We start from the raw sequence: 24,781 nt of genomic DNA on the forward strand, positions 1-24,781 counted from the left end.
ATATCTCAGATCACATGCAGCTCGCCGTTTAGCGCGCCAGCTTCGTCCAGGGCTTGCAGGATCGCAATCACGTCGTCGGGGGTCGCCCCCGAACGGCGCAGACTGTCGACGATGGTTTGCAGATCGACGCCGTCCGGCCAGACCTGAATGTCCATGCCGTCCTCCTGCACGTCGATATTCGAGCGTTGCACCTCGGCGGTACGTCCGCGCGAGAAGGGGGCGGGTTGCGCGATGACCGGCGACTCGGTCACCGTCACCCGCAGCGAGCCATGCGAGACCGCCACCGGGCGCACGGTCACGCCCTGCGAGATCACCACCGTGCCCGAGCGTGCGTTGATCACGGCACGCGGCACCCGGTTGACGCCCGGCACTGGCAACGAATGAACGTCGGCGAGAAAGCGCACGCGGGCGTCGGCGTCTTCAGGCGCGCTCACCTCGACCGTGCTGCCGTTCATGGCCTGCGCCACGCGCTCGCCAAAGCGGGTGTTGATGGCATCTGCGATATTCGCCGCCAACTGAAAGTCGGGGCGTTTCAGGCTCAAACGCATGGCGCCCCCCTCGCCGACCGGCACGGGAATCTCTTGCTCGATCGTTGCCCCGTTGGGCACGCGGCCGGCAGTCGGCGTGTTTTTCTGGACACGCGAGCCGCTGCGCCCCTCGGCCTGCATGGCGCTCACGACCAGATTGCCCTGCGCCAGCGCGTAAGTCTGGCCGTCGACGGCGCGAAGCTGAGTCAACAGCAATGTTCCCCCGCGCAGGCTGCGCGCGTCGCCCATCGACGACACGGTCACGTCGATGGTCTGCCCCCGAAGAAAGCCGGAGGGATAGGTCGCGCTGACCATGACCGCAGCGACATTGCGCGAGCGCAGTTGCACGTTGTCGGGCATGCTCACGCCGAACTGCTTGAGCAGGTTGGCGAGCGACTGACTGGAGTGACGCGAACGCGGGCCGTCGCCCGTGCCGGGCAGTCCTACGACCAGACCGTAGCCCACAAGCTGGTTATCTCGCACGCCTTCCACATTCACGTAGTTGCGCACGGTCTGTGCATGGCCGGCCGGTGCCGTGACCAACGCCGCGATCACGGCGATGGCGACAATCGTCGTCGACAACGACAATGCGGCCAACCGGCGGGACACCGGCCCGAGCGCCTCAGGAATTCCGAACATATGAGTCTCCCCCTCAGAGCGGCGCGAACTGGCTGTTGAAGAAGCGCGTCAGCCAGCCGGGATTGTTGCTGTCTGCAAGCGCCCCGGTACCGAAGTACTGAATGCGGGCATTCGCCACACGCAGCGACGACACGCGATTGGTCGTGTCGATATCGCCGGCACGCACGTAACCCGCGACGCGCACGGTTTCTTCGCCTTGATTCAGGAACAGCCGCTTCTCGCCGCGCACGTGTAACAGCCCGCTGGGCAACACGCGATGCACAACGACCGTGATCGCGCCGCGCAGCGTGTTCTGCGCCGTGCTCGAGCTATCGCCGCGAAAGCCGCGTCGCGCACCCAGCGCGGAATCACCGAAGGTGGACTTGCCCATCAGCGTGATCTCGTCGATCGACATGTCGCTGCGCTTGTCCAACCGTGTGCCTGCGCGCTTGCTCGCCTGTGTCTGCTCTTGCAGCACGATGGTCAACACATCGCCCGAGCGGAACGCACGCTGATCCGAGGTCAGCGACAACGCGTTTCCGGATGAAAAGAGCCCGCCTGCCTGTCCCTGCGAGGACATTTCGGCCACGCTAGGCAGGTCGTCACTCTCTTCGAGCTGCGGCGGCAGATAGCCTGCGCAGCCCGTGAGCACGGCGGCCAGCGCGACTACGACCGCCGCGCGCACGCCACGATAAGCCGTGCGGGCATCGTTCGGTAGAAGGCGGAGCGCGTCCGTCATGATGATCTCCGTCCGTTACCGCGCGACCTGCGCGAGGCTTTGCATCATGTTGTCGGCGGCCGACAGCACTTTGGTGCTCATTTCGTAAGCACGCTGCGCCTGAATCATGTTCACCATTTCTTCGACGGCAACGACGTTCGAGCCCTCCAGCGCCTTCTGTCGCAACAGACCCAGATTTTCCTCTCCCGGGTTGCCTTCGATAGCCGGACCGCTCGCGGCCGTCTCTGCGAACAGGTTGCTGCCCATCGGACGCAGCCCGGAGGGGTTCACGAAGTCGGCCAGTTGCAGGCGGCCGAGCGATGTCGGCGCGGTGTCGCCGTCCTCCAGCGCGCTGATGTCGCCGTCGGCGCTGATCGTCAGATCGCGCGCGCCCGGGGGCACAACGATATCGCCCACGAGCGGGTGCCCGGCCTGCGTCACCAACCGTCCGTCCGAGTCGAGCCGGAGATTGCCGGCACGGGTGTACGCGGTCTCGCCATCGGGCATCTCGACCTGCAGAAAGCCGCGCCCGGTAATGGCGACGTCGAGTTCGTTCTGGGTGTCTTGTTCCGCCCCGTTGACGAACTGCTTCTGCGTGCCGGCGAGCCGCACGCCGGTACCGAAGTACATGCCACCGGGCAATGTCGCGTCGCCCTGCGTGCGCGCACCTGCCGGACGGATGGCGCGGTAAAACGTGTCTTCGAACGCAAGACGATCGCGCTTGAAGCCGGTGGTGTTCACATTGGCCAGATTGTTGGCAATGGACTGCAACTGCGCGTCTTGCGCGTGAACCGCCGTGCGGGCGATGAGAAGTGCGGGATTCATGACATCTCGATAGGAATAGGGGGAATGAACGCGGTTTAGCCACGCACGAGGCGATTGCCGCCTTCTGCCATGTCGTCGGCGATCTTGAGGACACGCATCTGCATCTCGAAGTCGCGGCTCGCGTTCATGCTCTGCACCATGGCGCCGACAGCCGAAACGTTGCTCGCTTCGAGGTGCGCGCCGCGCAGCATGACGTCGTCGCCGGGCAGCGTGCCGGCGTCGCTCACGAGCAGACCACCGCCAGTGCTGCGCATATCGCCCGGCATGGCAAGTACGCGTCGCAGCGTGCCTACCGGCACCAGATCGGTCGACCCTTCGAGCACGACGGAGACTGTGCCGTCGGCACCGATGTCGAGTTCGCGATGCGGCGGTACCACGATGGGACCGCCCTCGCCCAGCACCGGGCGGCCATGCAACAGCAACGTGCCGTCGCCATCGAGCATGAGCGAGCCGCCACGCGAGTAGACGGCGTCTGCACCGTCTTCGGGAAGCGCCGCGAGCGCGAGATAGCCATCACCATCGATGGCCACGTCGAGCGCGCGCCCCGTCGGCTCGAGCACGCCGGGCGTAGTATCGAGACCGGCAGGTGCCTGAACCGCGTAGTGGCGCGAGCCCAATCCGGGACCGGGCAAGGCGTTGGCCTGCGCCACAGCCAGCGACGCTCGAAAGCCAGTCGTCGTGGTGTTGGCCAGGTTGTGCGCCACTGTGCGCTGGGCATCGTGCGCGCGCTGCGCGCCCGACATGGCCGTATAGATCAGGGCGTCCATCGCGTCAGATCGACTGCATCAGGTTGCGCATCATCTCGTTCTGCGTCGAGATGACTTTCGTGTTTGCCTGATAGTTACGCTGTGCGGACATCAGGTTCACCAGTTCGTCCGTCACATTGACGTTCGAGCCTTCGAGCGAACCGCTCACGAGCACCCCTGCGGCGCCCTCGCCAGGACGACGCAGTTGCGCGACGCCGGAATCGCCCGTTTCGCGCCAGACCGTGCCGTCCACGGGAACCAGACCGCCCGCATTGGCGAACTCGCCCAGAGCGAGTTGGTATTGCGTGCTGCTCGTGCCGTTGCTGTACTCCGCGACCACCGAGCCGTCCTTGTCGATGCGCGCACGAACAAAGCTGCCCGCTTCACGGCCACCGACTTCGGTGGCGGTCGCGTCGAACCCACCCGCCTGGAAGCGCATGCCGCTGAAATCGAGGTTCGGGAGCGTGCCGTTCCCTGTGGGACCGGTCAATTGCATCGTTGTCGGATTGAGCACACCCAAGATGACGGAACTTGCCCCATCAATCTCTGAGATTTCCAGCGAAGCCGGCGAACCCGCCACCATGTTGAACTGGAGGTTTCTCACCGCCAGTTCGCCGCTGCCGTCGCGGAAGGTGACCGAGATCTCACCGAGGCGTCCCGCCGTGCTCGGCAGCGGGTTCGGCAAACGCCCGGTCACGTTGATCGCCGTGCTCGGCAACGCCCCCACCGGACTCTTGTCGATCGTGACATCCGACACGTTGGCCTGACCTTGCGCAAAGCCCTGCACGTTGCGACCGCTTCCGTCGACCAGTTTGTTGTCCTTGTCGACTTCGAAATCGCCCACACGCGAATAGACTCGCTGCCCGTTCGTCTCTTTGAGGATGAAGAACCCACCCCCTTGAATCGCCTGATGCAGACGATCGCCGGAGCTACGCAGGCTGCCGTTGGCACCGACCGAATAGCGCGTGCCGCTGACTTTCACGCCGGCAGGCTGCGCCTCGGCCATTGCCGACTCGAAGTTGGTTCGCCCCGACTTGTAGCCATTCGTCTCCACGTTGGAGATGTTCTGCGAAATGGTCTCAAGCGACTTGTTGATGGCGTTGATGCCCGACAGGGCAATATCGAAACTCATGCTGCACTCCCATGCTTGGCCGCGCCCGGGGGCGCACTGGCCGACAATTCTTTGATGTTTGCCGCGTCGATGCGGCTCCCCACGCCCGTCACGTCGATCTGCGCGCCGGCACCGTCGAGATGCACGCGCTCGACACGCCCCGCGATGCGAACCGGCAGCTTGGTCGTGCCCGATTGAACGTGAATATCGAACCGGCCTGCGCCGAGGTTGTGCTCGGTGAACCACGCGTCGTCGATGTGGAATTCCGTCCGCCCGGCAGACACCGGCAGCGGCTTGCGAACCGTCTTGCCGTCGTGGCTCGTGAGCACGATCTCGGCACCCTCGCTGCCCACCGGCAGGTCGACGCTGCCCCGAACCCCTCGGCCGCTCACACGATCGATGCCGGGCGTCTCCACACTCACCTCCCGGCCGACATGGTTACCCAGCGTATAGCCCTGCAGACCGGAGAGCACCTTGGTCTGCGTCAGCATGCGCTGGCTGACCTGCTGCATGGTTTCGGTCTGGCTGAGTTGCGTGAGCTGTGCGACGAACTGCGCCGGATCGGTCGGATTGAGCGGGTCCTGATGGCGAATCTGCGCGACCAGCAACTTCGTGAACATCATGCGGATGTCGTCGCCGGCGTCGCCTGCGGATGCCGGTGCGGCAGCGGTATTCGCCGGCGCGCTCAGTGCGCCGGCGTGGTTTCCAGTGTTTCCAATACTTCCAATAGGCAGCGTCATCCGCGCTCTCCAAGTCGTAACAGTTCCTGCTGCGCCGTACGCACACGGGCCAGCACTTCCAGATTGGTTTGAAACGCCCGCGACGCATCGAGCATGTCCGTCATCTCCTCGATTGCATTCACGTTCGCATAGAAGACATTGCCGTCGGCGTCGGCGACCGGATTGCCGGGTTCGTAGGCGACGCGCGGCAAATCCTCGCTCTCGTAGATATCGATGACCTGCACGTGTTGCGCACCCTGTGCTTCTCCAAGCACGGTGGCGAACACCGGCTTGCGCGCGCGATATGCGGTCTCGGCGTCGCCCGATACGGCGCTGGCGTTCGCCAGATTGCTCGCCACGGTGTTCAATCGAATCGTTTGCGCGGCCATCGCCGAACCGGCGATTCCCGCAATTTCTCTGAAGCTCATCGTCAACGGCCTCCGTCGATGACCTTCTGCAACCCGGCAAGACGCCGGTTCAGAAAGGAAAGACTTGCCTGCCAGTCAGACAGGTTCTGTGCAAAAAGCGCCTGCTCGATACCGAGCTCCACGGTGTTGCCGTCGGCACGCGCCTGCATCGGCACGCGATAACGCAAGGCGTCCGACGACTCGCTCGCATGGAATGCATCGACGCTGCCGAGCGGTGCCATGCCGGCGTCCAGATGCCGCTGCACGCGCGCTCCGAAGTCGAGGTCGCGTGCCTGATAACCCGGCGTTGCCTCGTTCGCGAGATTGGCCGCAAGCACACGCGTGCGTTCCTCCCTCGCGCGCAAAGCCGCAGCGTGAACGCCAAGCGCCTGAGAAAAAAATGTCTGCAAAACTCCGCCTCCGTGGATCACTGATATCGACTGCAGCCATTGTCGGCATAACTATCGAAAAGCGGCCCAAAAGCGATGGAAATTGACATGTTTCCCAAAGGACTTGCCCCGCTTTGGGCAAATGACGTTGGTTGCGTAGATTTTTTCGATTGACAGGGGCGTTACCCTACGCAAGTCGTCGGTCGAGATGCACGACGCGCACAGGCAGGGAGGTCAGCGCTGCGGCGAGTAAGTTGCCGAGACGGGGGACAGCACGACATCGAGTGCCTGAAGGCGCGTGCCGATGTCTTGCAGATTGCGGGCATTGCTCGCTTTGCAGCGTGCCGCGCTCGCCTGAAGTGCCTGCCAGCGCGCGGAGAAAGTCTGACGCGCGGGGGCGTCCAGCCATTGCAGGACGGGCGCCATGGTGTTGGCCGACGCCTCGCCGAACGCCCGCTCCAGAGACTGGACGCGGCGACGTGCGCGGATCTGCAAACGGCTGACCAATTGCACGGCGCGATCGTGTGCGCGCCCGAGTGCATCGAGTTGTTCGTCGACAAGTGCGCGATGCAGTCCGTCAAGGGTATCGATCAGCAGACGATAGTCCCCGAGATCGGCATCGACGTCGGCCACGATACGTGCCACGCACTCACCGCGAAGACGCTGAAGCTCGGCGCTCAACGCAGCATCCCGTGATGCGCGAGAATCCCGTTCGCCACGCGCTCGCTGTCGAAAGCCAGTTCGCCGCTCGCCAGCATTGCCTTGATGCGGGCGACCTTGGCGGTATCGATACGGGGGATGGCATCGATGGCGGCACGCGTGCCGGCGATCCATTCGCTGGCGCTCGTCGGCATCGCGCGAACGGCGCCCTCTGCGGCATTCGCCTTCGCCTGCGGCTTCGACTGCCCTGCCGTCAGGCGCATGCGCGCGGCGTCGATGGGCGTGACATTGGCAATCGAGTCGATCTTGGGCATGAGAGGTGTCCTTGGAAATTACGGTTCACTCGAATCAGGCGACCGGTCGCCGTCATTTGTTAAGCGCGCCGGGAGCGTGGCGATCGCGGCGGCATCCGACGCCGGGTTCTGGCCGGAAAGCACCATCTCGCCGGCCTGCGGCGCACCGAACATCTGAGACAGTTGTGTCGCCCTCGCCTTCGTGAGCACCACGAATTCGATGCGTCGGTTGGCCGCCGCGACCGGATCGTCCACCCGCAACGGCGCGTGGTCTGCCATGCCGACCGCCATCAGCACGCGATCGAGTTCCAACCCTCCGGCAACCAGTGCGGTGCGCGCCGCGAGTGCTCGTTCCGACGACAGGTGCCAGTTCGTATAGCCATCGGCCGCCGTGGTGCGATATCGCACGGCGTCGGTATGCCCCACGATCATCAGCGAGTTCTCGACGTTCGCCAGCAACCCGCCGATACGCGAGAGCAATGCGCGAGCGCCCGGCGACGGCGTGGCGCTGCCCCGCTCGAACATGCCTCGCTCGTCGGAGTCGGCCAGTCGCACACGCAACCCGTCGGGCGTGATGGTTGTGCTCACGTGGTCCGAGAGCTTCGCCATCTCGCCGAGTTGCTGCACGGCATCGGCCAGACGCGCCAGATCGGCCGGCGACTCGAACTGCCCGTGAGGCAATTCGTCGGCCGTCTCGTTCGCGGCATGCCGGGCGTCGGACGGCGAAACGCTCGTGGACGACGACGCCGTCCATGAGGGCTGCTGCTGGCTGGACGTCTGCGAGCTGGACGGTGCCGGCTCCTCGAAGACCCGCCGCTCCAGCATCCACATCACGACGAACAGACACATGAGCACCAGACACAAATCGGCAAACGCCACCTTCCAGGCGCCGCTATGCTCCTCGTGCGCGGCGCGCGATCGACGCGTGCTCATCGCCCATCCTCGACGTTGCGCACCCACCCTTCAAGCGCGCTGAAACTTGGCAACGCGCCGTACTGCAACATGCGACGGCCCGCGTCGGCCGAAAGTAGCGGTGTCTTGCCGCTCAGGAACGCGATCAATGCCGCGTGCACGCATTCGAAGCCGGTCATTTCCACAGCAACCGACTGCGACAGACGGTTCGCCAGCGGGCTGATCACGGCATAGCAGGCGAAAACACCGAAGAACGTGCCGACCATCGCCACGGCCACCTGACGCGTGATCGTGGCCGTTGCCGCACCGGCACCGATGTCGTACATCGCGAGCACCAGACCAAGCACCGCCGCGATGATGCCGAAGCCCGGCATCGACTCGCCCAGTTTGTGCAGCGCCTGCACCGGCTGCATCATGCGACGCTCCCGGCTCTCGATCTCCATTGCCAGCAAGCTGTCGAGTTCACTGCGCGAGCCTTTGCTCAGGGCCGCCACACGCAGCGCATCGACCGTGAAGTCGACCAGCCTCGTGTTGGCCAGCACGTGACGGCTGCGCTGGAAGATGGCGCTGCGCGACGGATCGTCAAGGTGTGCATCGAGTGCGCGAACGCCGTCACGCGACGAAGTTTGAAGCAGCGAGTAGGTCAGCGTGAGCAATTCCTGCTCGAACGCTTCGCCATGACGGCGGCGGCGCATTGCGGCAGCCACCACGGCGCGCAGGTCGCCCAGCACGCGTGCCGTATTGCCGACGAGAAACGCCCCCAGCGCGGTGCCGATCACCAGCACGAGTTCGTTCAGATGAAAGACAGTCTCGAACTGGCCGCCATTGAGCCAGAACATGCCGAACACGCTGCCCGCGATCACGGCAGCCCCAAGCATCAATAATTTCATTTCCCTTGCCTCGTCTCACATTTCGGTCGTGGTGTACGGGCAGCCTGTGAGCTGCCTCGCTCTGCGTCTTGCAGGGCGACTTTCATCTTTCCGAGCGCTGCCTGATGGATCTGGCAGATGCGAGCACGGGTCACGCCCAGCACTTCGCCAATCTCTTCAAGATTCATGTCGAACTCGTAGTAAAGCTGTACGACGTGTTGCTCCCGCTCGTCGAGCGCGTCGAGTGCTCGCGTCAGACTCTGCCGCGTGGCGACCAGAGATTCCGGACTGCGCCGCTCGACAAGCGCCTCGTTGGCCACCAGGCCTCCTTCGTCCAGCATCTGGTCGAAGCTCGCGATGCTCTCGGCGTATCCGGCCATCTCGGCCGCTTCGAGCGAGGTGTCGTCCATGCCGGCGTGTGCGCTCAACTCCTCGCGCGTCGGTGCGCGACCGAGCGAGCGGGTCAGCTCGCGCTCGGCGTCGCGACGCTTGTGCGATGCCTGCCGCAACGTGCGCGGGCGCCAGTCCAGCCGCCGAAGTTCATCCAGCACGGCACCGCGAATGCGCGTGGCTGCGTAAGCGGTAAAGCGTTCGTCGGGCGGCCCGTAGCGTCGAACCGCATCGAGCGCAGCGATCAGGGCGATCTGCGTCATGTCTTCCTGCGCAATCGTCACACTGGTCTGCGGTGCCAGCGAGCGCACGATGCGCGCAATCACAGGCATCAGCCGCAGAACGTGCGCCTGTTCCTCGGCCACCGGCAACGATTGCCATCCGGGCGACGACGGCCCCTTCGTCGCGGCGACAGGCTTCGCGTCATGCGAGTGCATCGTCGCGTTCATGCCCTGCGCAAGTTTCGCCTCGGGTGCGCTGCCCCGCTTCTCGCTCCGCTTGTCGCCCTGCTTCTCGCCCCGGCGGTACACAACGGGGCCGTACATCAATGTGTTCATAGCCGGAACGCCTTGCGCTCGCGCGCAGCGTCTCCCAGAGCCAGCCCCGGGTCGGCCTCGCCGGACGAGTCATCGCGCGACTGCCGCTCGCGTGCGTTGCCCGATGCACCGTCGCCGCTATAGGAAGGCATGCCCGCGACGCTCACCTGCACCTCGCCCGGGTGACGCTGGGAAAGCATGTCGCGTAACAGCGCCGCCGTCCCCTGCACCAGGCTCAACGCCTCGGGGCGCGCCACCTGCAAGCTCACGCTCAACTGCATGGGCGACTTGCGAACCACGATGGCGATGTCGCCCAACTCGGCGGGCGTCAGGCGCAGGCGAGCCTCGTGGACACCCTTCTGCGTCATCGTGTGCACCCGCTCGGACAGTGCCCGGGCCACCGCCGTGTCATCGCCAGCGGCGACGTTTGCACTCACGGACCCGCTCGACACCGTGGGCGCGGACGGCTCGCCCGCATAGGCGTTGCCGAAGGTCACCGGCGCAAACGGCGTGCGTAGGGCTGGCGTCGCCCCGTTATCGATGGATGCCACACCTTGCGATGCGGGCTCCGTTGCCATCTGGCGCGTCGCCAACGACGGCGTCACCGGACCGAGAGGTGGCAACACGAGCGACGCCGACGCCACGGCTGCGGAAGCGCGCACCGCAGCGGCTGGCGAGGACACCGACGTATCGACGTCCCCGGCCTGTGGCTGGCCATCTGGTGCCGACACCTGACTGCCGAGCGCACCGCGCATCCTGTGCTCATGCGCAGCGAGCAACGTCGCGATATGCGGCGCCACCGTATCGCGCAGCGATTCGTCGCCCGCCGCAGGCCGATCTTGTGTGGCAAACGCCAGGTCATCGGCGACGGGCATGACTACACCCGGCAAGACCGGAACGTCGTGCGGTAGAGATGCGGCGTCGTCTGCCGCCAGCAAACCGTCGTCACCCGGCGCGACCGCCGGCTTGACCGCTATCGCGGGCAAGCCTGTGAACGTTGCCACATCGGGATGCGCCAGCGCCTGCGTTTCCGGCGCCTGCGCCGGGGCGACGAGACCTGCCTCGCGCTCGGTGTCTTGCCCAGAAAAATCAGGCACTTGCCCCGTCGAACGATCGAGTGACGCGGCAAAATCGCCGAGCGCCGTGTCGATGCCGGCATCGGCCAGCGTCTGCGCAAACCCGTCGGGCAGCGCACCGTCCGCGACCGGCGCCAACGAGTCCGCGCTGCCGGGCGTCATGAGACGTGTGATTTCAACGATCATCGTGCATCCTCAGATAGCCGAGCGCGCCGTCGCGCCAATGCCCCAGTCCTGCCAGACGTCTGCGAGCTTCCGACGTCGCTCGCTGGCTTAGCGCGTAGGCTTGCTCGTGCGCCACCCGCGCATCCGCCATGGCTTGCGCGAGCGAAGCGTCGCGTGCAGCGGGCGCAGGTGCGAGTCGCCACGCCCGCCGGAACAAGGCGTCGGTGGCTTGCAACAAGTCCCACTCACGCGCGGCGGAATACCGTCGCAGATCTCGCGCCAGCGCTCGAAAGGTCGCCGCGTCAGCCGTATTAGCCACGCCGCGTCTCCAACGCTCGCCAGCCCTGCGTGAGCTGCGTGATGACTGCTACGACCTCGTCGAGCTTGGCAAGATCGAGTTCCACACTGGCCTGCGCAACCCCTCGCATGCAGAAGTCGTACACGGTCGTGAGCGGCTGCGTGACGCCCGGGCCGTCGGCCACGTCGATATGCGACGCCAGCCCGTTGAGCAGGTTCAGGCATTTGGTCACGCTACGCAGTCGCGCATCGTGACGTGAGTGTTCGATGTGTCCGCGCACGCGGGCCAGTTCGTCGAGCAGCCCATCCAGAAGGATCAGCATGAGCTGCAACGGTGTTGCACCGGCGATGCGCGCATCGAGGTCGGACGCATGGTATTGCTGGTAGGTCATGATTGGATTGACTCCCTGAAAGATGGCGTCGCGCGTCAGTCGTCGGACTTGCGCGACCCACGGAAGAGCGCGTCGACAAAGCCGCGTGTCTCTTTCATTTGTTGCTGAACCTGCTCGGCACGAGCGAGTTCGTCGGTGTAGCGCGCCACAAGCGCCAGAAAACGCGCCCTGAGCTGGTCTTCTTTCGCGGCAAGCCGCTGTGTGGCAACCTCGTCGGTATCCGTGCGGTGCTTGAGCACCCCGGTGATCTCGTCGGTCCATTCACGAATCCGCACGGCAAGGCGCATGCCTGCCGGCTGTTTGTCCAGATCGGTACTGGTGTCGCGCTTCATCACGTCGGCGGTCTCGCCGAACCACTGCGCCAGCAGTGCCTTGTCGCCGGCATACGCCGCCTCGAAGCGCTTCTGATCGAAGGTGACGGACCCGTCGGCGTTTCGCTTCACACCGAACTGGGTCGGGTCGAAGGTCTTGCCGTCGATCGTCACGGGCCGCTCGAAGTTGCGTTCGAGATCGCGCAACAAGGCCCGCACGCCGGCATCGGCATAAAAAGCCCCGGCCGGTTTGACGTCGCTTTTCTCTTCGCTATCGGGCGATATCGACGCACCCGGCGTGCCCGGGTCCATCAGTTCACGCAGTTGCTTGCGCACGGCGTCGTAGGCCTGTACGAGGGCGCGCATGTTTGCGGCCGTGCCCTCCATGTCGGGGGTGACTGACACACGCGTGGTTTCGCCAGCGGCGTTGGCCTTCTTCAGCGAGAGCGTCACGCCGGTAAATAGCGTGATGTCGTTGCTGGCATAGGACTCCTCGGCCCCTGCGTTGCCGATTCGCACGACGGCGTTCTGCCCTTGCGCGAGCACGGTCGCGTTCGACGCGCCGAGATCCGTACCGGACGACGACTGCAAGTCGAACGTCGCCTCAGTGCCTGATGTCGTCGCGCTCAGCAGCAAGTACGGTGTCGGCTGTCCCGGCACATGTCGAAGATCGGCGCGAACGACGTCCTTCAAAGCCGAATCGGCGTTGATTCGTCTCGCAAGGTCCCGAACCCCTTCGGCCGTCGTCAGATCGAGCCCTGAGGTGTCCAGTGCAATCGGGTTAGCGCCGCCAGCCAGTTTCACGTTGCCACCTGCCAGCGCCGCCACGTTCATGATCTGCACCTGATGCACGGTCGCGAGCTGCTGAACGTGCACGTCGAAATCGAGCTGCTGCGCGCCCTTCTCCAGCTTGACCGAGAACACCGAATCGCTCGACAACGTCGCTTTGTGCTGATGCAGGTCCGCGCTGTCGCCGATGCGCCGGAGTTGCTTCTCGAAATTGCCGAGAACTTCCTTGAGCGTTGCCACGCCTTTCTGACGGGCTTCGGCGCCAGCCTTGTCCTTACCCAGACGCCCGAACTCCGCCCCCATCTTTCTCTGGGCGATTTCGGCGGCCATTTCGTCGATACGGTTTTTCACTTGCAGCATGGCAAAGCTCCTGGTTCGGGTGATGTGCGAGACGCGGAATGCGTTTTCCCGACCCAAGCGACCGCCGTGCATGCTTTGTCAACGCAAACCCGCGGGGCGATTTCCCCAATTGCTCCGATATCGCCAACGGCGCCATGCGCCTCGCGTGACGACACGCCTCGCTGCCAGACCTCCAAGGCCTGGGCGACCTGCGCCTGCTGCTCTCGCTTGTTCCGTGCCTGCTTCACCGCCACCTCGTGACGGGTGACAAGCGTCGCGACACCTTCACGCCGACGCTGCGCATCGCGCACGGCTTGCGCCGCGACCGTCTGTGAGCGAGCCAATTGCGCCATCGGCGCCTGCTGCGTCTCGATCATCTGCACGAGCGCGCGTTTGTAATCGGCGCGATTCTGAAAACTGTAGGCATTGGCTCGCCTGCCGTTGATCGACACCGCGCGATACAGCCGTGTTAGCTGGTCGACATTGCGTGCAAGCCGCACTTGCCGCTCGGCGAGCTGGCGTCCGTCGTGCTGCGCGAGCGCAAGCTCACGCTCGCGCATCGACAGCAACGCATGCAGGGCGCGCGGCGTTCCTGGCGTCATCGACATAGCGCCTCCAGCCGTTCGCACAGGCCCTGCGGCGTGTGGGTCTCACCGTCGCGCTGACGCAGAAAGTCGAGCATGAGCGGATGTCGGGAGACGGCGCGGTCGGTCTCGGCGTGAGCGCCCGGCACGTAGGCACCGAGCGGCATCAACTCGCGAACCTGCTGATATGCATGCCACTGCGCTTTGAACGCGCGCGCGGCGTTGGCGTGCCGCGCGCCGACCGCTTGCGTCATGCATCGACTCACCGATGCGCCGACGTCGATCGCCGGATAATGCCCGGCGTCGGCCAATTCACGCGACAGCACGATGTGCCCGTCCAGCACCGCGCGGGCGGTGTCCACCACCGGGTCTTGCAAATCGTCGCCCTCGGCCAGCACCGTGTAGATTGCGCTGAGGCTGCCCGTGCCTGCGCCATTGCCCGCGCACTCGACCAGTCGCGGCAAGCGTGCAAACACGGAGACCGGGTAGCCGCGCGCGGCCGGCGCTTCGCCAAGCGAGAGCGCGACCTCTCGGCACGCCATCGCGTAGCGCGTGAGCGAGTCGACGAGCAACAGCACGTCGTGCCCTGCATCGCGAAAATGGGCGGCAATGGCGTGGCACAACTCCGTGGCCTTCATGCGCTGCGCGGGCGGTGCGTCGGCGGGCGCCGCCACCACGATGGCCTTCGCGAGTCCCGCCTGTCCGAGCGTCTCGCTGACGAACTCGCCCACCTCCCGGCCACGCTCGCCGATCATGCCGACCACCACGATCTGTGCGCTGGTATGCCGGGTCATCATGCCCAGCAATACGCTCTTGCCGACGCCGCTGCCGGCAAAGAGTCCCACGCGCTGCCCTTTGCCCAGACTGAGCAGGCCGTCGATGGCGCGCACGCCCACCGGCAGCGGCTCGGTGATGGCGCGGCGATCCAGCGGTGCCGGCGGCGAGCAGCGCGTGTCGAGCCATGCATCGCCACGCAACGCACCTTTCCCATCAAGGGGAAGGCCAAAGGCGTCGACCACGCGGCCGAGCCACGCCAGCCCGATGCGCAGCGCTGGCGTCGCCGTTCCCGGCAACACACGTGCGCCGGGCACAATGTCGGTCACCGCCGAATACGTCAAAAGCTGCAACGCGCCGTTGGCGAACCCGACGACCTCGGCCTCGGTCCACCGGCCTGCGGCAGTTTCGACACGGCACGTTTGTCCCAGCGAAAAACGCTGCCCACGCGCCTCGAGTACCGCGCCATTGGCTCGCGTGACGAATGCCATCGGGGTCGCGAGTGCGATCTCGTCGTGCATCATCGTGACTCCGGCATCGCGGCAGGAACCGTGGCGTTTGCCGAGGCATCCACCCATTCTCCGAGACGCCGACGGATGATCGTCTGGGCGGCCGCTTCACGGCCTTCGCACCCCGCGTCGTACCAGAGGCCGTCGACCTCGACGCGGCAATCCCCGCGAGCCAACGACGGATCGGCGGCAATGCGCCAGCCCGGATGCGCACCGTGCGCGTGCGCCGATTCGCTGCCGACACGGGCGCTCAGTGCCCGGGCATCTTCGGGGCTGACATGAACGGTGACCGCATCGTCGCTCCCGCCCACCTGCGCGAGCAGACGCGCAACGATGCCGGCGATGTCGGCAGGCGCCGTGTGCAATTCGCGCTGCACGATGGCGCCGACGGCGCGCGTCGCCACATCGCTCAACACATCGATGGCAGCCGCTGCCAGCCGGGCGTGCACTTGTTCCCGGGCCGCCTGGAGTGCCGCGAGCGGGAGCCGCATGGCTTCCTGCTCGTCATGCATGCGCTGGGCGTGCGACGCCTGCAAACGCGCCTCGGCCGCCTGCTCGCCATCCGCACGTCCGGCATCGAAAGCCTCCTGCCAGACGAGCTCACGCATGTTCGCGGCGCCATCGGTCATCCCTTGCGCATAGGCCTGAGCCCGCAAGGTGTCGACGTCCGGCTGAACCGGTAACCAGCCGCGTTGAGCTGCGACATCGGACTTCGTGCCAAACCGGTGCGGCTTCATTCGAGTACCTCACCGTCGGCAAGGCGCAAAAGCATGTCGGCCTCGCGCGCTCGTGTGCGCAGCAGGGTCATGATCTCGTCGCGCGCCGCTTCGACGCGTGCTGCCGACATGGCGCCCAGACGCTGCATCGCCTGCGTAAGCGCGTCCTCCTGAAGGCGGGACATGCGCTCGCGCACGACCTGCCGCATACGGGCGTCGGTCCCCTTGAGCGCGACGGCCCACAATTCGGTCGGCACTTCGGCCACCGCCAGATCGATGACTTCCGGCGCCTGATAGGCAAGGATGTCGAAGCCATACATGCTCGCTTCGACGGATTCCGCCAGAGACGCGTCATGCGCACGCAGCGCATCCATCAGGCGTTTCTGTTCGTCGGGCACATGGCCCATGATCTGAGCAGCCAGCCGAGTGCCAGGCACATCGGTGCTCTCCGCAGACAACCCCGCGAGACAGCGATCGGCAATCACTTCGAGATCGGCCAGCAATTCGCGATCGACGCGTTTGAGCTGCGCCGTCTCCAGGAGCAGCGCTTCCTGCTGCGATTCGGGGAGCGCGCGAAGCAATTGCCCCCCCAGATCGGCGGGCAGATAAGCGAGCAGCAACGCCTGCATACGGTGATGTTCGCGCGAGAGCACGTCGGCCAGTCGCGTCACGCTCACCCACTGAAGACGCGCGAGCTTGGGGCGAATCCGATCGCCATAAATGCCGTCGAGCACGTTGCTCGCGATACCTTCCCCGAGCGCGGCAGCCAGCGAGCGCTCCAGATAGGCACGCGGGGCGGCATTCGCGCCGCCATGCTGCGTGCTGGCTTCGAGGAACTGGTCGACGATGGCATGCACGTCGTGCTTCTTCACGCTACCGGCGCGCGACATGGCATGGGCCACGCGCAGAAGCTCATTGGGGGCCAACTGGGCCATCACACCGGCGGCAGCCTTCTCCCCCATGCAGAGCAACAGGACGGCGGCGCGATCAACGCCATTGATTTCGGTCAGAGTGGAGTTATCAGCGGGCAGAGGCATGCGAACCGATCCATTGTTTGATGATCTGGGCGACCCGCTCGGGTTCGCCGTCAGCCAGTGTTGTCAGGCGTCCGAGCTTCGTGTCGAACGAAGCGTCCGAGTCGGGCGGCATGTCGTTGGCGAAGGCCGGCAAGGCAGCCTGCTGAGCCGCACTCTCGGCGTCGCGGCGGCTACGTTCGCGCGCTTCGGCCTCGGCAACGCGCGCGGCCTCCTTGCGCCGGCGACCACGACGAGCCAGCGCCACCCAGGTGATCAACGCGATCAACAGCGCCGCTGCGGCGGCCATCGCGGCGTATTGTCTTTGCGTATCGGTGAGCCCAAGCCCCGCGGCAGCGGTGTCCTGTGTATCGAACGTCATGACGCCATCGGTGGCCACGAACGGCATGGCACTCACCACCAGCGTGTCGCCACGGTCGATCTGAATGCCTGCGCTCGCCCGTAACGCACGCTCCAGCTCGGCGAGGGTGTCGACGGTCCAGCCGTTGCCACCCGGTGCTGCCTGTGAATCCACCATGACCGCCACATGCATCTGGCGAACGCGCGGACGATGACGCTTGGTCTGCGTGATCGAGCGGTCATAGGCGAACTGACGCGTGGACGACGTGGTGCGCATCGCCGCGCCTTCGCCCCCGAGGATCGGTGCCGCGTCGACGGGACGATTCGCCATCGCGCCCGGCACACCGCCCACGACAGCGTCGTCGTCGCGCGCTTCGCGCACGGCTTCCTGCATGACACGGGGATCGGCACCGAGCGCCTCGGTGGTGTTGGACACCAGATCCTCGTCCAGATCGATGCTCACGCTCGCGCGGTAGCGATCGGCGCCGAGAATGCCGTCGAGCAGACCCCGCACGTTGCGAAGCGCTTCGTCACGCGAGCGCGTTCGGGCTTCCACGTTGCCGTATGTCGCATCGTCGAGATCGAGATTCGCGGTGAGCGGCGTGCCGTGCTGATCGACGACGGAGACGTTCTCCGCCGCCAGCCCGTTCACACTGCCGGCCACGAGCTTGACAATCGCGCTGACCTGCTGCGGCGCGAGCTTTTGCCCGGGGCGCACTGAAATCAGCACCGACGCGCTGGCCGATGCCTTGGTATGCGTGACGAAGGACGTCTGCGGCGCAAGAGCAATGTGCACACGCGCGGCATCGACCGCGTCGATCGACATGACGGTGCGCGCGAGTTCGCCTTCCAGACCGCGACGAAAACGCACGTCCTGTACGAACTGACGCACTCCCAGGCGCTCGTCGCGATCGACCAGTTCCAGTCCCGGCGGCAGCTCCGGCGTTACGCCCTTGGCGGCCAGCGCGAGACGTGCGCGGCCGAGCCGGTCGTGCGGCACGAGGATTGCGCCAGTGTCCGGATGCATGCGAAACGGGATCTGCTCCGCTTCGAGCACGCCGGTGGCCTGCGCGATCGGAATGCGCTGGTTCTGCCCGAACAGCGGCGCGTAGCCCGTGTCGTGCGAATACCAGGCGAGCGTGGCCGCGGTGATGGCACCGGCGGCCACGACGAGCGGCAACGCACTGCGCAGTTGTCCGGCAAAGCCCGATGGCTGGGCACGCCACTTCAGCCATCGCTCACGCGATCGCGTTCCAGCGCTGCCCAGCGCACGAAAGATGTTGTCCATTCCCATATGTCGATTCACTTGCCTCGCTGTTGAGCCTCCGGATCGCAATCCGATGCGGGGGCTCGTCTAAGGCGTGACGCATAAGACTCACGCGTCGGGTATCCATTTGAAGGAGCACATGGTGACAACGAATCCGCGAATTAACGAAAATCTGCGTAGTCTTTGGGCATTGGCTGTACGTTGGCCGGAAATTTGGTACGTTTTCCCATTAACGCGACTGTCGATGACCCGCCGCTCGGCGACCGGCGGGCCAATGTCAGGCAGCGCACCGGCCGGGACGGCATGGAAAAAAAAGCCCTCACGCGCATGACGCGTGAGGGCTCGACTGTCAAATGAGTGCGGCGCGCAGCCGCGTCAGCGACGCTCAGGCAGCGATCTTCTCCGGTGTCGTCGCTTCGTCTTCCACCGAGCTGAGCATCAGGTGTTCAAAAGCACCCAGCGAGGCCTTTGCGCCGTCGCCTACCGCGATCACGATCTGCTTGAACGGCACCGTCGTGACGTCACCCGCCGCGAACACGCCGGGCAGCGACGTCTTGCCCTTGGCATCGACTTCGATCTCGCCGTGACGCGAGAGGGCCACCGTGCCCTTGAGCCATTCGGTGTTGGGGACCAGACCGATCTGCACGAACACCCCTTCGAGCGCGATCGCGCCGGTCTCGCCGGATTCACGGTCGCGATAGGCAAGGCCGTTGACCTTCTGACCGTCACCGTGAATTTCGGTCGTTTGCGCGTTCATCAGCACGCGCACATTCGGCAGACTGCGCAGCTTGCGCTGCAACACTTCGTCTGCACGGAGTTGCGCACCATATTCGATCAGCGTGACTTCCTTGACGATGCCCGCCAGATCGATGGCCGCTTCCACGCCAGAGTTGCCACCGCCAACGACCGCGACGCGCTTGCCCCTGAAGAGCGGGCCATCGCAGTGCGGGCAGTAAGCCACGCCACGGTTGCGGTATTCGCGTTCTCCCGGCACGCCGATTTCGCGCCAACGCGCACCGGTAGCAAGCACGATGGCACGTGCTTTCAGTACGGCGCCGCTTGCCAGATGCACTTCGTGAATCTTGCCCGGGATCAAGGCTTCGGCGCGTTGCGTGTCGATCACGTCGACGTCATACGTCTTGACGTGTTGCTCCAGCGCGGTGGCGAACTTCGGCCCTTCGGTGTGCGTCACCGAGACGAAATTCTCGATGGCCATCGTGTCGAGCACCTGACCGCCGAAACGCTCGGCGACCACGCCCGTCACGATCCCCTTGCGAGCGGCGTAGATGGCAGCGGCGGCGCCTGCCGGGCCACCGCCCACGATCAGCATGTCGTAGACCGGCTTGTTTTCGAGCGCCTTCGCGGCCCGTGCGCTCGCTCCCGTGTCGAGCTTCGCAAGCAACTCCTTCACGCTGGTACGGCCTTGCGTGAAGGACTCGCCGTTGAGGAACACCGTCGGCACGGCCATCACCTGACGCGCTTCGACTTCACTCTGGAACAGCGCGCCGTCGATGGTGACCTGCTGAATGCGCGGATTGATGAGCGCCATGACGTTGAGCGCCTGCACGACTTCCGGGCAGTTCTGGCACGACAGCGAAATGTACGTCTCGAAGCGGAAATCACCGTCCAGCGCACGGATCTGCGCGATGGTGTCGTCGTCGAGTTTGACCGGATGGCCGCCGACTTGCAGCAGCGCAAGCACCAGTGACGTGAACTCGTGCCCCATGGGCAGACCGGCGAAACGAATCCGCGGTGCCTCGCCCGGCGTACCGATGGCAAAAGACGGACGACGCTCGCCTGCGTCCTGATCCCTGTCGTTGCGCACCACAACTGCAATCTGCGGCGAGAGCGGCGCGATCTCGTCCACCAGCGCCTTCATCTCGGCCGCCTTGGGACTGTCGTCGAGCCAAACAGCGATCTCGATCGGGCGCGTGACTTTCTGGAGGTACGTTTGCAACTGGGCTTTGAGGTTCGCGTCCAACATGGCGTTTATCCGTCTCAATAGGGTATTAGGGCGAGCAGAGGCCACCGCGTCGGCCAGCGGCAGGCGCAGATGAGCGTCGGGAATTCGGGGGTGGGTGCCGGCGCGGCAGGTTTAGGGGGGCTGACGCGCCGGCGGGACGCCGCTCCGTGACGGGAGCGGCGCTTGCTACGGTGATGACGCGTGCCGCTTAGATCTTGCCGATCAGGTCGAGCGACGGGCTCAGGGTTTCGGCACCCGGCGTCCACTTGGCCGGGCAGACTTCGCCCGGATGCGCTGCAATGTACTGTGCTGCCTGCACCTTGCGCAGCAGTTCCTTGGCGTCGCGGCCAATGCCGTTGTCATGAATTTCGCACAGCTTGATCTCGCCTTCCGGGTTGATCACGAACGTGCCACGCAGTGCCAGGCCTTCTTCTTCGATCAGCACGTCGAAGTTGCGCGAGATCGCGAGTGTCGGGTCGGCAACCATCGGGTACTGGATCTTCTGGATCGTGTCCGACGTATCGTGCCAGGCTTTATGGGTGAAGTGGGTATCGGTCGAGACGCTGTAAATCTCGACGCCCAGCTTCTTGAATTCTTCGTAATGGTCGGCCAGATCACCCAGCTCGGTCGGGCACACGAACGTGAAGTCGGCCGGGTAGAACACCACCACCGACCACTTGCCCTTCAGGGTTTCGTCGGTCACGGTGATGAAATCGCCGTTTTGGTAGGCGTTGGCTTTGAACGGCTTGATCTGGGTGTTGATGATCGGCATGTCGTTGTCTCTCTGACGGGGTGGAAAGTGTTGACAGTATGCCGAATGCTATCAATTAACAGAAATTGATTATTAAAATCTATTCAATTAAGCCAGGCTATCGGTACCGATAGCCTGGCCGCAATGACGATGGCCGCGCACCAAAGGCCATTCTGGTGAGGGGGCGTTGTCAGTTCTTCGGGTAGCGCACGGCGCGCAACTTCCCGCTCGCGCCGCCACCGCAGTAAAAGAGGCCCTTGCCGTCGTACTCCAGACCGCTCACGCCGACACCGTCGGGCATCTGCACACGCTGAAGGACTTCGCCACCGACCGGATCGACCTGACGCAATTCGCTCTCGTCGTTCTCCCATGTCCCGTGCCAAAGTTCGTCGCCGACCCATGTGACGCCCGTCACGAACCGGTCGGATTCGATGCTGCGAAGGACCTTCCCGGTTGCCGGATCCACTTGAAAGATGCGCCGGTCGCGGTATTGTCCGACCCAAAGACTGCCTTCGGCCCACGTCAGTCCCGAGTTACTGCCGCTGTCCGGTGCGGGAATCGAATGCACGACACGGCCGGTGGAGGGATCGATCTTGTCGATGCGGTTCTCGCCGATCTGATAGAGATGGGTGCCATCGAAGGTGGTGCCGGCGTCGCTTGCGGCGTCGATCGTGCGCAGGACTTCGCCGCTGACCGGATCGATGGCCAGCAGTTTTTCCCCGTTGGCTGCCCAGACTTGCCGACCATCGAAGGTCACGCCGTGGATGCTCGCTGTGCCGGGGAACGGGCCGTATTCGCAAGTGATGTCGGCCGCGCTCACGGTGGCGGCGGGAAGGCTTCGTTGCGGTTTGCTCGTCATATCAGTCTCCTGTGGTAACGCCGAGGTTGGCGTGCAAGACCACTCTAGCCAAACGACCATCCGGCAGGGAGTAACAAAATCGTCGTGAATTCGGTGAGCGGCGGCGCCATCCAGCGCTGCGCCCGGGCACGGCCGATGGATCGCACCCGGCCTTGCGATTCGAGGTCGCCCAAGGCACGTTGCACGGTGCGCTGACTGGCATCGAGGGCCAGTGCCAACGCTGAAGTCGACCACGCCGCGCCGTCCGCCAGCAAGGCCATCAACGATGCGCTTTCGCCATCGATGGGCGGCAGCAGCACGGTCACGGCGGCCGCCGTCGTCGTTCTCAGTGCGAAGCCGCGCGGCGTCGCGTCGATCTCGGCAATGCCCTTGAGCAGCGCGCGCAGACGTCCGATTTCGACACGCAGACGCGCACGATGCGTCTCGTCCGGATGACGCAGCCGGAAGGCGTCGGCGATCAACGATTCGCGCTCGACATCGCCGGGCCAGGCGCGGGCCAGTTGTTGTGCCAGCCTAAACAGCACGGGGCGCTTCGCCAGCGGACGCCACGTGTTGCCGATGCTGACGCCGCGACGACAAGCGTCAATCACCAGCGAGTCCGAGTGAAGCAGCGACACCGCATCGTCGAGATTGAGGGTGCGCTCCCTCCCCTCATGCCATTGCCGGGCGGCGGGACGTCGCAACGTATCGTGCAGGTTTTCAATTTCAGCGCTGAGCGCGGGGACACCTGCGGCAGTGGCGGCATCTTGTGCGCGAGCGAGCGCGTTCCTGGCATCGGCAACCCGCAGCGTGCGCAGCGCCAATTCGGCGACGATCAGCGCGTGGACAGCGACATGACGCGCCGGCACGTTGGGTAGCGGGGCTTCTTGCAGCGCCTGTGCGGCGGCGTCGAGTTTGCCCACGAGCAGCAGGCGGCGTGCGACGAGCAACCGCGCGAGCATGGCGTTGGGGAGGTCGTCGTGCGCGGCGAGTAGCGAGGCCGCGTCTTGCAGCGAGCGTGTGGTCCCACTCAGATCGCGCGTGGCGAGGGCGACTTCGGCTTCGGCAACGACACATCGCGCACGGGCGAGGGCCTCGTGACGGCCAAAGCCTCGGGCGGCACGCTTGAGCAATTCTCGCGAACGCGCATAGTCCCCGAGCTGCGCCATCGCGATTCCGCGCAGCGCGAGCGCAGGCGGATCGTCGCGAAGCGCGACACGGTGCAGCGCACCCAGCGGGTCGCCCGCAGCCAACGCGCGGGCGGAAGCGGCGATGAGGGAGTCCATCGCGCGATATTACCGCGTGGCGCGATACGCCCTTGCCACGACTTCGCGCAGCCCCCGCGTCGATCAATACCCGCTCATCACCGCGAACGCGAGCGCACCGCCCGACAGCACGAGCAACACGAAGAACAGAGGGAGGATGAATTTCAGCCACTGGCCGAAGCCAACGCGCGCCGTGGCGAGATAGGCCAGCAACATGCCGGATGTCGGCGTGATCATGTTCGTCAGGCCGCCGCCCAGCAGGAACGCCAGCACCGACGTCTGCGGACTCACGCCCGAGAGTTGCGCGATCGGTCCGATGATCGGCATGCTCACCGCCGCCTTGCCGGAGACCGACGGAATAAACACGTCCAGCGCCATCTGCACGCCCATCAGACCGTTGGCGACGGCTACCGCCGATTGCCCTCGCACCTTGAGCGTGAAGTCGTTGATGAGCGTATCGAGCACGTAGCTGCCGTGCAGAATGATTTCGACCGACGCCGCCAGCCCGATCAGCAATCCGGCAAGCATCATGCCCTTGAGCCCTTCCACGAACGCGTCGGCGGCCGTGCGCGAATCGAGGCGGCCGACCACCGCCGTCACCAGACTCGTCAGCACGTAGAAGGCCGACAGTTCGAGATTGCCCCACTTCAGCTCGCGCGTGCCGTAGACGAGCATCACTGCTGCGAGCGCCAGTACGAGCAGCGTGGCCTTGTGTCGAGGGGATAGCCGCGCATGCAAATGCGCCACCGTCGCCATCTGTGCACGCGCCTCGGCCAAACGATAGTCGCTGCGGTACACATGCCAGAGAAAGTAAGCGATGCCCAGCGCAAGAAACACCACGAACACCGCGATACGAAGGCCAATGCCCGAAAAAAGCGGCAGCCCCACCAACGGTTGCGCCACGGCCAGCGCCAGCGGATTGGTCACCGACGCGATGTAGCCGATCTTCGCCGCAATCGCCACCAGCGCCACGGCGAACAGATTGGAAAGCCCCAGCCGACGTGTGAGCACCATCACCATGGGAATCACAACGAGGTACTCGGAAATGAAGCCGAGTAACGTGCTGCCCAGCGCAATCAGCACCATGAGCAACGGCGCGAGCACATACATGTTGCCCGACGTCAGTTGCAGCAGCCGGTCGATGCCCGCATCGATGGCCCCCGTCTTGCGCATCACGCCGAACATGCCGCCAACGAACATCACCATGAAGATGAGCGGCGCGTTCTTCACAAGGCCTTGAGGCACCGAGAGAAACGCCGACACCACGTTGGCCGGCTGCGCCTGTTCAGGCGTGCTGTGCGCGGCCTTTGGCGCGACGAGTGTGCCGATGTCGTGCATCTTCGGCACCACCTGATAAGTCCCCGGCACGACCAGCTTGCCGTCGCGCTCGAAGCGCCCGGCGTCGACCCACCATGTCATCGCCACGGCCATGATCAGCACCCAGAGCATCATGACGACGGGGTGGAGCATCTTGCCGTGCGGTTTTTCGGCCTTGCCGGGCTCGCCATCGCCATGCCCGGCAGCGGGATTCGCGAGATCGGAATGGGGATGCCCGTCGACGGGCGTCGGCGCAAGCGCTGTCATGTCAGTCCTGCCTGTTGTCTCTTTTGTGTTGGTGAAATGACGTTGCGCTGCGCCCCGCCCCGTTCAGC

27 protein-coding genes are annotated in these 24,781 nt (G+C 65.0%); all 27 read right to left on the reverse strand.

Annotated elements, in window-relative coordinates:
- Positions 1–5: 5 nt before the first annotated feature.
- The 27 genes from PI93_RS22750 to PI93_RS22880 all read right to left on the reverse strand — a co-directional run bounded on the left by PI93_RS22750 (position 6) and on the right by PI93_RS22880 (position 24,713).
- On the reverse strand, positions 6–1,166 hold the full coding sequence (locus PI93_RS22750; protein WP_052240770.1) for a flagellar basal body P-ring protein FlgI: 1,161 nt from the start codon (positions 1,164–1,166) through the stop codon (positions 6–8).
- A 13-nt stretch (positions 1,167–1,179) separates the two neighbouring features.
- Positions 1,180–1,884 (reverse strand): flagellar basal body L-ring protein FlgH, encoded by a 705-nt coding sequence (flgH, locus tag PI93_RS22755; protein ID WP_080759265.1) that lies wholly within the window; start codon positions 1,882–1,884, stop codon positions 1,180–1,182.
- 15 nt (positions 1,885–1,899) lie between these two features.
- Positions 1,900–2,688, reverse strand: a complete 789-nt coding sequence (gene flgG / locus PI93_RS22760) for a flagellar basal-body rod protein FlgG (RefSeq protein WP_039372163.1) — start codon at positions 2,686–2,688, stop codon at positions 1,900–1,902.
- 35 nt (positions 2,689–2,723) lie between these two features.
- A complete protein-coding gene (locus PI93_RS22765) occupies positions 2,724–3,455 on the reverse strand; it encodes a flagellar basal body rod protein FlgF (protein WP_039372166.1) in 732 nt (243 codons plus the stop codon).
- 4 nt (positions 3,456–3,459) lie between these two features.
- Positions 3,460–4,566 (reverse strand): flagellar hook protein FlgE, encoded by a 1,107-nt coding sequence (locus PI93_RS22770; RefSeq protein WP_039372169.1) that lies wholly within the window; start codon positions 4,564–4,566, stop codon positions 3,460–3,462.
- Entirely contained in the window at positions 4,563–5,285 is a 723-nt protein-coding gene (locus PI93_RS22775) for a flagellar hook assembly protein FlgD (protein WP_052240771.1), read from the reverse strand. The genes PI93_RS22770 and PI93_RS22775 overlap by 4 nt, the downstream gene beginning before the upstream one ends.
- Entirely contained in the window at positions 5,282–5,692 is a 411-nt protein-coding gene (flgC, locus tag PI93_RS22780; protein WP_039372171.1) for a flagellar basal body rod protein FlgC, read from the reverse strand. The genes PI93_RS22775 and flgC overlap by 4 nt, the downstream gene beginning before the upstream one ends.
- Before the next feature lie 2 nt (positions 5,693–5,694).
- Positions 5,695–6,081: a flagellar basal body rod protein FlgB gene (gene flgB, locus PI93_RS22785; protein WP_039372173.1), complete on the reverse strand. Its 387-nt coding sequence runs from the start codon at positions 6,079–6,081 to the stop codon at positions 5,695–5,697.
- Between the two features lie 213 nt (positions 6,082–6,294).
- Positions 6,295–6,741: a flagellar export chaperone FlgN gene (gene flgN, locus PI93_RS22790; RefSeq protein ID WP_039372176.1), complete on the reverse strand. Its 447-nt coding sequence runs from the start codon at positions 6,739–6,741 to the stop codon at positions 6,295–6,297.
- Positions 6,738–7,034, reverse strand: coding sequence for a flagellar biosynthesis anti-sigma factor FlgM (flgM, locus tag PI93_RS22795; RefSeq protein WP_039372178.1), 297 nt, complete (start codon positions 7,032–7,034; stop codon positions 6,738–6,740). The genes flgN and flgM overlap by 4 nt, the downstream gene beginning before the upstream one ends.
- A gap of 18 nt (positions 7,035–7,052) precedes the next feature.
- A complete protein-coding gene (locus PI93_RS22800; protein WP_052240772.1) occupies positions 7,053–7,946 on the reverse strand; it encodes an OmpA family protein in 894 nt (297 codons plus the stop codon).
- Positions 7,943–8,815, reverse strand: a complete 873-nt coding sequence (locus tag PI93_RS22805; protein WP_052240773.1) for a motility-associated protein — start codon at positions 8,813–8,815, stop codon at positions 7,943–7,945. The genes PI93_RS22800 and PI93_RS22805 overlap by 4 nt, the downstream gene beginning before the upstream one ends.
- A complete protein-coding gene (locus tag PI93_RS22810) occupies positions 8,812–9,741 on the reverse strand; it encodes a FliA/WhiG family RNA polymerase sigma factor (RefSeq protein ID WP_201278414.1) in 930 nt (309 codons plus the stop codon). The genes PI93_RS22805 and PI93_RS22810 overlap by 4 nt, the downstream gene beginning before the upstream one ends.
- Positions 9,738–10,982, reverse strand: coding sequence for a flagellar hook-length control protein FliK (locus tag PI93_RS22815; protein ID WP_039372180.1), 1,245 nt, complete (start codon positions 10,980–10,982; stop codon positions 9,738–9,740). Before PI93_RS22815 ends, PI93_RS22810 begins: the two co-directional genes overlap by 4 nt.
- Complete coding sequence (locus PI93_RS22820; protein WP_039372182.1) at positions 10,972–11,280, reverse strand: hypothetical protein; 309 nt, start codon at positions 11,278–11,280, stop codon at positions 10,972–10,974. Before PI93_RS22820 ends, PI93_RS22815 begins: the two co-directional genes overlap by 11 nt.
- Positions 11,273–11,650, reverse strand: a complete 378-nt coding sequence (fliS, locus tag PI93_RS22825; RefSeq protein WP_039372185.1) for a flagellar export chaperone FliS — start codon at positions 11,648–11,650, stop codon at positions 11,273–11,275. Before fliS ends, PI93_RS22820 begins: the two co-directional genes overlap by 8 nt.
- A 35-nt stretch (positions 11,651–11,685) precedes the next feature.
- Positions 11,686–13,110: a flagellar filament capping protein FliD gene (gene fliD / locus PI93_RS22830; RefSeq protein WP_039372187.1), complete on the reverse strand. Its 1,425-nt coding sequence runs from the start codon at positions 13,108–13,110 to the stop codon at positions 11,686–11,688.
- Entirely contained in the window at positions 13,098–13,649 is a 552-nt protein-coding gene (locus PI93_RS22835) for a flagellar export protein FliJ (protein ID WP_144400227.1), read from the reverse strand. The genes fliD and PI93_RS22835 overlap by 13 nt, the downstream gene beginning before the upstream one ends.
- Before the next feature lie 38 nt (positions 13,650–13,687).
- Positions 13,688–14,971 (reverse strand): FliI/YscN family ATPase, encoded by a 1,284-nt coding sequence (locus PI93_RS22840; protein ID WP_039372191.1) that lies wholly within the window; start codon positions 14,969–14,971, stop codon positions 13,688–13,690.
- Positions 14,968–15,693 carry a FliH/SctL family protein gene (locus tag PI93_RS22845; protein WP_039372192.1) on the reverse strand — a complete coding sequence of 242 codons (726 nt, stop codon included), beginning with the start codon at positions 15,691–15,693 and terminating at the stop codon, positions 14,968–14,970. Before PI93_RS22845 ends, PI93_RS22840 begins: the two co-directional genes overlap by 4 nt.
- Positions 15,690–16,709: a FliG C-terminal domain-containing protein gene (locus PI93_RS22850; protein WP_039372195.1), complete on the reverse strand. Its 1,020-nt coding sequence runs from the start codon at positions 16,707–16,709 to the stop codon at positions 15,690–15,692. Before PI93_RS22850 ends, PI93_RS22845 begins: the two co-directional genes overlap by 4 nt.
- Positions 16,693–18,333, reverse strand: a complete 1,641-nt coding sequence (gene fliF, locus PI93_RS22855) for a flagellar basal-body MS-ring/collar protein FliF (RefSeq protein WP_052240774.1) — start codon at positions 18,331–18,333, stop codon at positions 16,693–16,695. The genes PI93_RS22850 and fliF overlap by 17 nt, the downstream gene beginning before the upstream one ends.
- 364 nt (positions 18,334–18,697) lie before the next feature.
- Complete coding sequence (gene ahpF, locus PI93_RS22860) at positions 18,698–20,296, reverse strand: alkyl hydroperoxide reductase subunit F (RefSeq protein WP_039372197.1); 1,599 nt, start codon at positions 20,294–20,296, stop codon at positions 18,698–18,700.
- 187 nt (positions 20,297–20,483) lie between these two features.
- Complete coding sequence (gene ahpC / locus PI93_RS22865; protein ID WP_039372199.1) at positions 20,484–21,047, reverse strand: alkyl hydroperoxide reductase subunit C; 564 nt, start codon at positions 21,045–21,047, stop codon at positions 20,484–20,486.
- Between the two features lie 169 nt (positions 21,048–21,216).
- Positions 21,217–21,885 carry a Vgb family protein gene (locus PI93_RS22870; protein ID WP_052240775.1) on the reverse strand — a complete coding sequence of 223 codons (669 nt, stop codon included), beginning with the start codon at positions 21,883–21,885 and terminating at the stop codon, positions 21,217–21,219.
- 44 nt (positions 21,886–21,929) lie between these two features.
- On the reverse strand, positions 21,930–23,150 hold the full coding sequence (locus PI93_RS22875) for a hypothetical protein (protein ID WP_039372201.1): 1,221 nt from the start codon (positions 23,148–23,150) through the stop codon (positions 21,930–21,932).
- Positions 23,151–23,213: 63 nt separating this feature from the next.
- Positions 23,214–24,713 (reverse strand): YfcC family protein, encoded by a 1,500-nt coding sequence (locus PI93_RS22880; protein WP_052240776.1) that lies wholly within the window; start codon positions 24,711–24,713, stop codon positions 23,214–23,216.
- Positions 24,714–24,781: the final 68 nt, after the last annotated feature.

The organism is Pandoraea fibrosis, assembly GCF_000807775.2.
In the GTDB taxonomy this organism is placed as follows: domain Bacteria; phylum Pseudomonadota; class Gammaproteobacteria; order Burkholderiales; family Burkholderiaceae; genus Pandoraea; species Pandoraea fibrosis.

Excerpts from the sequence above, each read along its gene's own strand:
- PI93_RS22750 (WP_052240770.1), bottom strand. The coding sequence starts at position 1,166 with ATGTTCGGAATTCCTGAGGCGCTCGGGCCGGTGTCCCGCCGGTTGGCC.
- flgH (WP_080759265.1), bottom strand. The coding sequence starts at position 1,884 with ATGACGGACGCGCTCCGCCTTCTACCGAACGATGCCCGCACGGCTTAT.
- flgG (WP_039372163.1), bottom strand. The coding sequence starts at position 2,688 with ATGAATCCCGCACTTCTCATCGCCCGCACGGCGGTTCACGCGCAAGAC.
- PI93_RS22765 (WP_039372166.1), bottom strand. The coding sequence starts at position 3,455 with ATGGACGCCCTGATCTATACGGCCATGTCGGGCGCGCAGCGCGCGCAC.
- PI93_RS22770 (WP_039372169.1), bottom strand. The coding sequence starts at position 4,566 with ATGAGTTTCGATATTGCCCTGTCGGGCATCAACGCCATCAACAAGTCG.
- PI93_RS22775 (WP_052240771.1), bottom strand. The coding sequence starts at position 5,285 with ATGACGCTGCCTATTGGAAGTATTGGAAACACTGGAAACCACGCCGGC.
- flgC (WP_039372171.1), bottom strand. The coding sequence starts at position 5,692 with ATGAGCTTCAGAGAAATTGCGGGAATCGCCGGTTCGGCGATGGCCGCG.
- flgM (WP_039372178.1), bottom strand. The coding sequence starts at position 7,034 with ATGCCCAAGATCGACTCGATTGCCAATGTCACGCCCATCGACGCCGCG.
- PI93_RS22800 (WP_052240772.1), bottom strand. The coding sequence starts at position 7,946 with ATGAGCACGCGTCGATCGCGCGCCGCGCACGAGGAGCATAGCGGCGCC.
- PI93_RS22805 (WP_052240773.1), bottom strand. The coding sequence starts at position 8,815 with ATGAAATTATTGATGCTTGGGGCTGCCGTGATCGCGGGCAGCGTGTTC.
- PI93_RS22810 (WP_201278414.1), bottom strand. The coding sequence starts at position 9,741 with ATGAACACATTGATGTACGGCCCCGTTGTGTACCGCCGGGGCGAGAAG.
- PI93_RS22815 (WP_039372180.1), bottom strand. The coding sequence starts at position 10,982 with ATGATCGTTGAAATCACACGTCTCATGACGCCCGGCAGCGCGGACTCG.
- fliS (WP_039372185.1), bottom strand. The coding sequence starts at position 11,650 with ATGACCTACCAGCAATACCATGCGTCCGACCTCGATGCGCGCATCGCC.
- fliD (WP_039372187.1), bottom strand. The coding sequence starts at position 13,110 with ATGCTGCAAGTGAAAAACCGTATCGACGAAATGGCCGCCGAAATCGCC.
- PI93_RS22835 (WP_144400227.1), bottom strand. The coding sequence starts at position 13,649 with ATGCGCGAGCGTGAGCTTGCGCTCGCGCAGCACGACGGACGCCAGCTC.
- PI93_RS22840 (WP_039372191.1), bottom strand. The coding sequence starts at position 14,971 with ATGATGCACGACGAGATCGCACTCGCGACCCCGATGGCATTCGTCACG.
- PI93_RS22845 (WP_039372192.1), bottom strand. The coding sequence starts at position 15,693 with ATGAAGCCGCACCGGTTTGGCACGAAGTCCGATGTCGCAGCTCAACGC.
- PI93_RS22850 (WP_039372195.1), bottom strand. The coding sequence starts at position 16,709 with ATGCCTCTGCCCGCTGATAACTCCACTCTGACCGAAATCAATGGCGTT.
- fliF (WP_052240774.1), bottom strand. The coding sequence starts at position 18,333 with ATGGACAACATCTTTCGTGCGCTGGGCAGCGCTGGAACGCGATCGCGT.
- ahpF (WP_039372197.1), bottom strand. The coding sequence starts at position 20,296 with ATGTTGGACGCGAACCTCAAAGCCCAGTTGCAAACGTACCTCCAGAAA.
- ahpC (WP_039372199.1), bottom strand. The coding sequence starts at position 21,047 with ATGCCGATCATCAACACCCAGATCAAGCCGTTCAAAGCCAACGCCTAC.
- PI93_RS22870 (WP_052240775.1), bottom strand. The coding sequence starts at position 21,885 with ATGACGAGCAAACCGCAACGAAGCCTTCCCGCCGCCACCGTGAGCGCG.
- PI93_RS22875 (WP_039372201.1), bottom strand. The coding sequence starts at position 23,150 with ATGGACTCCCTCATCGCCGCTTCCGCCCGCGCGTTGGCTGCGGGCGAC.
- PI93_RS22880 (WP_052240776.1), bottom strand. The coding sequence starts at position 24,713 with ATGACAGCGCTTGCGCCGACGCCCGTCGACGGGCATCCCCATTCCGAT.